Source organism: Kitasatospora sp. NPDC093102, assembly GCF_040683915.1.
GTDB lineage: Bacteria > Actinomycetota > Actinomycetes > Streptomycetales > Streptomycetaceae > Kitasatospora.
Map to the genome: position 1 here is coordinate 1 of NZ_JBFBFA010000141.1, position 1,488 is coordinate 1,488.

General features: G+C 71.2%; 1 pseudogene. It reads left to right on the forward strand.

Going from position 1 to position 1,488, the window contains the following annotated elements:
• Positions 1–1,488: pseudogene (locus AB0O11_RS39335) on the forward strand (hypothetical protein); the annotation flags it as partial.

Below are 1,488 nucleotides of genomic sequence, written 5' to 3' on the forward strand. Positions count from 1 at the left end.
CCGCTCCCCGGCGAGACACCGGACGCCCTGCGCCACTTCACCCGCCGGGCCGCCCTCGCCGGCGACCTCGCCGCACGCGGCCTCTACGACCTCGGGCAACACCGCTTCACCACCGAAACACCCACCCTCCCCCCCACCACCCCACCCACCCACATCGACCACACCTACCGCGAAACCTTCCACCGCGGCGCCAGCCTCTTCGCCGTCTCAGAAAACCGCCTACGCGTCGGCCTGTTCGGCGCAGGCCCCAACCACCCCGACCACCCCGACCACTCCACGCACCCCCACGACACGACCACCATCGCAGGCCCCTCCCACACCACACCCACCCCTACCAACGGGGACGGCGGAACTGCCCGGAGCGACCAGCGCGAGCACCGGGCCGAGCAGGTGAGCCCATCGGCCCCGGCCCTGCCCGCACACTCGGCGAATCCGCCGGGATCGCACAACTCTCCTACCTTGGCGGGGAGTTCGAATCCCAGCCGGCAGGCGGGTGGGAAGACGCCGTTGCACTCGGACCCGGTCTGGGCCGCCCGGATCAGCAGGGCCGGGCAGCACCCGCGAGTGCGGACGGTCAACGCACTCACGGACGAGGAGATCGCGGCGTGGTGGGAACTGCTTCCCCCCGCCGCCCGGAACCAGCTCGCAATCCTGGCCAACAACGCGGCCGACTTCACCCGGCTGCAGCCGGGCGGCGACCGCCAGGCACTCAAGTGCCGCCTGACGTTCGCCGGCGCGTTCTCCCTCCTGAGCATGTGGAAGCCCGACGAGGCGATCAGCACCACCGACCTGCTGCGAGGTGTGCACGAGCTGACGCCCGGACCACGATTCCGGGAGTACGACGAACGGGAGAAGGTCGCGTTCCACGAGGGCGCGAGCCGGCAGGCCCTGGCCGCCGGCATCCCGAAACTCGGCCTGCCCGGTGGCGCCCCGCCCACCGAAACCCGCATTCCCCTCCCTCCCTCCCACGCGGGACCCTCGTCCCGCGCCCAACCGACGACGCGTCGGCAGACGGCCGGCCCCGGCGAACCGGCGCCTACCGGACGCCCTCAGGAGACGGCACCGACCACACCCTCGAACCCCAAACGTGCGTGGGGTTCCCCCGACCCCTCCCCCCAGCCCTCCCCGCTCACCTCCAGGCACAAGCGTCTGCGCCCCGGCACCCCCGAGGAAACGACGCACTCGCCTGTCAGGACCGACCCGGGCCCGGCGGGCTCGATCGCCGGCCAGGACGCACTCGCCGTAGCTGTCGAGCTGATGGCCAAGTTCGGCATCACCACCGAGAACGGGCAGCCCCACGCGAGCGACCCCCTCACCCGCGACGTCGCCCTCCGCTACACCCTCGCCAAGAAGAGCCTCGGCACCGTCATCACGAACGACACCCAGCTCGAAGTCGTCGCCAGGAACGCGGCGGCCGAACCGATCAAAGCACGCACCGAAGCGTTCGAGACCGCGATCGAACTCATGAAGGAACACAAGATCGCTCTG